This window comes from Mesorhizobium sp. M7A.F.Ca.US.007.01.2.1, from assembly GCF_003998165.1.
GTDB lineage: Bacteria > Pseudomonadota > Alphaproteobacteria > Rhizobiales > Rhizobiaceae > Mesorhizobium > Mesorhizobium ciceri.
Window position 1 is genome coordinate 1 of sequence record NZ_RZQP01000320.1, and the last position, 5,633, is coordinate 5,633.

The 5,633-nt window shown below is 62.4% G+C and carries 6 protein-coding genes; 3 read left to right on the plus strand and 3 right to left on the minus strand.

Features of this window, described 5'->3' with window-relative positions:
* Both EN949_RS32385 and EN949_RS32390 read left to right on the plus strand, forming a co-directional pair.
* The coding region (locus EN949_RS32385) for an ABC transporter ATP-binding protein (RefSeq protein ID WP_164782610.1) at positions 1-822 on the plus strand (822 nt) is incomplete at its 5' end.
* A 20-nt stretch (positions 823-842) separates the two neighbouring features.
* Positions 843-1,601 carry an MBL fold metallo-hydrolase gene (locus tag EN949_RS32390; protein WP_127366805.1) on the plus strand — a complete coding sequence of 253 codons (759 nt, stop codon included), beginning with the start codon at positions 843-845 and terminating at the stop codon, positions 1,599-1,601.
* A gap of 107 nt (positions 1,602-1,708) precedes the next feature.
* Here the strand turns inward: EN949_RS32390 and EN949_RS32395 are convergent, their stop codons facing one another.
* The 3 genes from EN949_RS32395 to EN949_RS32405 form a co-directional block, all read right to left on the minus strand.
* On the minus strand, positions 1,709-2,410 hold the full coding sequence (locus tag EN949_RS32395) for a TetR/AcrR family transcriptional regulator (RefSeq protein ID WP_013531378.1): 702 nt from the start codon (positions 2,408-2,410) through the stop codon (positions 1,709-1,711).
* 140 nt (positions 2,411-2,550) lie between these two features.
* Positions 2,551-3,978 carry an amidase gene (locus EN949_RS32400; RefSeq protein WP_127366804.1) on the minus strand — a complete coding sequence of 476 codons (1,428 nt, stop codon included), beginning with the start codon at positions 3,976-3,978 and terminating at the stop codon, positions 2,551-2,553.
* Between the two features lie 85 nt (positions 3,979-4,063).
* Positions 4,064-5,098 (minus strand): extracellular solute-binding protein, encoded by a 1,035-nt coding sequence (locus EN949_RS32405; protein ID WP_013531376.1) that lies wholly within the window; start codon positions 5,096-5,098, stop codon positions 4,064-4,066.
* Here EN949_RS32405 and EN949_RS32410 point away from each other — a divergent pair.
* Positions 5,070-5,348 carry a hypothetical protein gene (locus EN949_RS32410; RefSeq protein ID WP_127366803.1) on the plus strand — a complete coding sequence of 93 codons (279 nt, stop codon included), beginning with the start codon at positions 5,070-5,072 and terminating at the stop codon, positions 5,346-5,348. The genes EN949_RS32405 and EN949_RS32410 overlap by 29 nt on opposite strands.
* Positions 5,349-5,633 lie beyond the last annotated feature (285 nt).

Sequence of the window (5,633 nt, forward strand, 5' to 3'; positions counted from 1 at the left end):
GTGTTCCAGGACTATGCGCTGTTCCCACATATGAGCGTCGGCAGCAATGTCGGCTTCGGTCTGCGCATGCAGGGCGTCGACGGCGCGACACGCGCGGCAAAGGCGCGCGAGGCGCTGGCGCTGGTCGGATTGGCTGCCGCCTTCGACAAGAAACCGCATCAGCTTTCCGGCGGCCAGCGGCAGCGCGTGGCGCTGGCGCGCGCGCTGGTGATCGAGCCGGCGGTGCTTTTGCTCGACGAGCCGCTCGGCGCCCTCGACCTCAAACTTCGCCGGCAGATGCAGGATGAATTGAAGGCGATCCAGAAGCGCGTCGGCACCGCCTTTATCCATGTCACGCACGACCAGGAAGAGGCGATGGCGCTGGCTGACCATTGCGTGGTGATGAATGACGGGCGCATCGAGGACGAAGGTCCGCCAGAGCGCGTCTACGCACGGCCGGCGACGCGTTTTTCGGCGACCTTCATGGGCGAAAGCACGATCCTCGCCGGCACGGTCACGGAGGCGAAGGATAGGACAAGCACCGTCGCGACGCCGGTCGGGCCGGTCTCGCTGCCCGGCGCCTTGCCGGTCGGCTCTACCGTTGCGCTGGCCATACGGCCGGAGCATCTTGTCCTCGGCGAGGCGCGCGGCGGTGTCAGGCTTGGCACAGCCGAGGTGAGCGACGTGGTTTTCCAGGGCAGCTTCAAGCGCATGCTCGCCGTTTCCGTCGAGGACCCTTCGCTCCACTTCATCGCCAAATTGCCCGCGACGGCGGCCGTCCAGCCGGGCGACAGGGTCGCGATTTCCTGCGATACCGACCAGATCATCCTGCTGACGGACTGAACTTTCTGACGGATTGAAACATGGCAACGCTTGCGGTCATCGAGGCACCAGACTGGTACGAGACCATCCGCATGAGCGATGGCGTGACCTTGATCCACGAGCCTTGGATAAAACCGTTCTTCCGCTGCAATATGTGGCATGTGCGCGGCCGCGATCGCGATCTCCTCTTCGACACAGGCCTCGGTCATTTCAGCCTCCGGCGTTACGTGCCGTTGGTCAGCGAGCGCAAGCTGATTTGCGTCGCCAGCCACACGCATTTCGACCATATAGGCTGCCACCACGAATTTCCCGAGCGCTGCGTGCACGCCGCCGAGGCCGGGATACTCGCCGATCCGCGTAACGAGTGGACGGCAGCCGGCACCTATGCGACCGACGAAATGTTCGATTGCCAGCCGCAAGGCTGGGACACGGCGCGCTACGGCATTCCGCCCGCACCGGCCGGCCGTTTGCTCGAGCATGGGGACTTCGTCGATCTCGGCGATCGTGCCTTCGAGGTGATCCACACGCCCGGCCATTCGCCCGGCGGCATCGCGCTCTATGAAAACAGGACGGGCATCCTGTTATCAGGCGACATCATCTATGACGGCCCGCTGATCGACGACGTCTACCACTCGGACATATCAGACTACATGGCGACACTGCTGCGCCTGCGCGACCTCGATGTCTCGGTCGTGCATGGCGGCCATTTCCCGAGTTTCGGCAAAGTGCGCTACCGCCAGCTCGTCGACGAGTATCTGGAACAGAAGCGGCAGGCCGGCTGCCATCTGCGGCAGCCCTGAAAGCGGTCAGAGCGGTTCACCATTTCACGGAAACGGCGAACCACTCCAACTCCTTGTTTGGCGCAATTCCGGACGGAAAACCGTTTCACACTTTTCCTGGAATTGCTCTAGCGCATCAATTCGAAATGCCGCGGGAATGCCTGATGCAGCAGAAGCAGCATGGTCTTGCGCAGCACGTTGGTGTCACGGCTGGACGGATTGAGATGATCCCAATACCAGGCGCCGTGGACCAGATAATTCAGGCTCTCCGATAGGGTGTCTATGTCGACGCCGGTATAACCGCCGCTGCGCGAAATCTCGATCAGCAGCTCGCGCGCTTCGGCGGTGTAGGCAAGATCGCTCGGCAGGCCGATCTCATTGTAGATCTGCATGCTCTTGCGGTCGCTGGAGAACACGACAAAGACCGAAACCCATTTCGGGTGCTGGCGGGCGAAACGTTGCGCGCAATCGACTGCGCCCAGGGCCCGCTCAACCGGCGACAGGCCGGGCGCTCGCACCAGCGTCACCCACAGCTCATCATATCGATCGCTGAGATACTGCAGGACGGCGCGAAACAGGTTCTCCTTGCTGCGGAAATGGAAGACGACCAGGGCATTGGACGAGCCGACATGTTCGGCGATGCGCTGCATGGTGACGCTTGCCAGCCCCTCCTCCGCGATGAGCTCGATGGTGGCGTCGATGATCCGCTGCACGCTGGCTTCGCCGCGTTCGCGCCGACGGTCCTTGGGCGGCGCGGCATCGTTTGCCGCACGTCCATTCTTCGCCGTTGCGCCTTTGCGTTTTGCCGCCGCAGCTTTCTGTTGCGCCATCTTCGTCCAGCTCCTTTCGGACCTTCTGCCGGCGATCGCCGGCGCCGCCACGGATTCGTCTATTCGAGGTGTCCGGCGTCGGCTCACCACAACCGAAACCGCAGATCAACCACGATCGCGGCAAGGGCCGCATCGCCCTGTTATAGCGACGGGCGCGTTTCGGCGTTTGTGTACCACTGCCCCTTGGCCGTCTCATAGGCCATGGCCGCCCGGAAGACATCGGCATCGCAATAGGTGCGGCCGACGATCTGGATGCCTGTCGGCACGCCGCTTGCCGCCCGGCCCGACGGCACGGATAGAACCGGACAGCGGCTCATCATGTTGAACGGCGTCGTCATCACCCAGCCAAGCGACGGGTTCACCTGCTTGCCGTTGATCTCGACCGTGCCCGTTGTCTGATCGAACTCCGCCGGCACGGCGGGAAGCGCGTTGGTCGGGCAGATCAGCACATCGTAGGTCTCCAGCAGCGGCCCCAGCGTCTGGTACATCCTGGCCGCCACTTCCAGTGTTCCGACAAAGTCCGTCGCCTTCGACCTTTGCCCGTCCTCGGCGAACTGCCTGGCATAGCTCGTCATGTCCTTGCCGTGCTCCTTGAGCAGTTGCGACAGCGAGGCGCCGAACAGATGTTCGAGATAGGCCATGCCCGCCTTGAGCACGTCGTCGCCCCAGCCCAGATCGACTTCCTCGACCGTGGCGCCAAGCGAGCGAAACACATCGCAGGCGGCAAGCGTGTTCTTGCGCACATCGGGGTCCACTTCGAAAGAACCGAGGTCCATCGAGAAAGCAATCTTCCAGCCCTTGATCGGCTTGTAGTCGCTGGGCAGGCGCAGTTTTGGGCGGAGCGTGGCGATGTCGAGCGGGCTCGGTCCGGACATGACATTCTGCAGCAGGATCGCATCCCCGACGTTTCGCGCCAAAGGTCCGGTGTGGCAGTAGAAATCGAGGTTGAACGGCGGCTCGTCCGGATTGCGCCCGTAAGGCGGCTTGAAGCCGACAAGACCGCAGGCCGACGCGGGAATTCGGATCGACCCGGCAATGTCCGAGCCGGTGGCGATCGACGACGTGCCGGACGCCAGCGTCGCCGCGGCACCGCCGGACGAACCTCCGGGCGTGAAATCCGGGTTCCACGGATTGCGCGTCACGCCCCAGCGTTTCGACCAGGTGTAGCCGGCGCAGCTGAATTCAGGCGTCGCCGTGCGGGCATGGACAATGCCTCCGGCCTTGATGATGCGCTCGTTCATCGTCGACGTATGGCCACCGATGGCATCCCGGGACAGCAGCGAGCCGTGCGAGGTCGGCTTGTCCTTGATGTAGCTCTCGTCCTTGATGCCGATCGGCAGCCCCTCGAGCGCCCCGGTACGGGCCCCCCTGGCGTATTTCGCCTCGGCTTTCCTGGCCAGATCCATCGCCTCGTCGAAATGCGTGAAGGTGAGGCAGTTGATCGTCGGCTTGGTGGCTTCGGCGCGGCGGATGGTGGCCTGCATCAGTTCGACGGGCGAAAGCTTCTTTGCCTTGAACAGCCGCAGCGCCTCGCTGGCCGGCATGTAGCAAAGGTCGAGATCGGTCATGGGAAGTCTCCTGCGATCTGCGCATCGCGTTGCATGGACGGAGATGACCGCGCCGCGTGCTGCGGCGCGGGAAAGCCTGGTCAGGTCATTTCTGCAGATCGGTCCAGATCTTCGTGTAGAGCGCCTGCACGTCGGGCGGGCATGCCTGCATGAACTGGCCCTTGGCGGCGAAATCGGCGGGAATGTTGACTTCCGGCGCGGTCTTCATGTCGTCGGGCATGAAGGCTTCCGAGCCCTTGATGCCGTTCGAATAACGCGCAAAGGCTGAGATCAGCGCCGCATTCTGCGGATCCATGATGAAATTCTGGAACAGCTTGGCGTTGTCGACGTTTTTGGCGTCCTTGAGGACAGCGACATTGTCCATCCAGATCGGATAGCCTTCCTTGGGATAGCCATAGACGATCTTGTCGTTCTCAAGCCGCTCGCGCAGCGATATGCCGTTCCAGTTGACGCCCGCGGCGATGTCGCCCCTGCCCAGGCCATCGACGGCCGCATAGTCGAGCGAAAGCCATTTCGCCTTGGCCTCCACCAGCTTGTCATGCACTTTCTTCAGCATTTGCATGTCGCTGCTGCAATATTTGCCACCCTCGTAAGCGATGGCGAGGAACATGATGTCACCCATTTCGGGTACGACATTGATCTTGCCGACGAGTTCGGGGGGTGGGTCGAGGAAGATCGCCGATGTGTTGGGGTCGCCGGCATAAACCGACTTGTTCACCGAAATGCCGGTCGTTCCCCACTGCCATGGAACGGTATATTTGCGGCCTGGATCGAATGGAACATCGACCCACCTGGGATCGACGTTCTTGAAGTTCTCCATCTTGTTGGGATCGGTCTCCAAGAGCAGACCTTCGCTGATCCAGACCGGCACGACGCTCGCCGAGGGCACGACGATGTCATAGCCGGAGGCGCCCTGCCGGACCTTGGCCAGGGCGGTATCGTTGGAATCATAGTCGGTGACGGTGACCTTGACCTTGTAGGTCTCCTCGAACTTCTTGATCAGGTCGGGACTGGTGTAGTTGCCCCAATTGTAGATGTTGAGTTCGCCGTCGGCATGGGCAACGCCCGTGACAGTCAGCAGCGACAGGCCGATGGCCGTCGCGGTCAGTTTCCAGTTCATGCTGTATGCTCCCATTGTTGGGACCGGCGGCGTTACGGCCTCAGGTCCGTTTCCTGCTGACGAAAAGATGGCCGCGACAATGCCGATCGACGGCACGAGAACGGCCGTCGACATCGCATTTGCGGCACGCGGCGCACCGGCAACGGCAAGCCGCATCGCAGTCGAGATATTCCCCTCTTCATGGTGGCCATTCACCGGCTGGCGCCGGCTGTCCAACTCAATTCGCGACCTCAGGAGTAACTATGACTAAACATGCAGTCAATATCTTTATGCGGATACGGCCATGGCTCGCCGATCGATGCGCCCGATGCGGTGGTGACCAAGTGGGCAGCCAGGAAAGAGCTTTGGCCGCGACGCCGGGCGCGTCAGGCCGTTGGGGCCGCAACGGTTCCGGCCGCAATTCGCTGACGGAACCAATCGAAGGTGCGCCCGATGCCTTCCTGATAGCCCGTCCTGGCTTCCCAGCCAGGAAGGACATGCCTCGCCGACGTCAGGTCCGGACGCCGATTTGTCGGATCCTGGGGAGCCGGAGGGT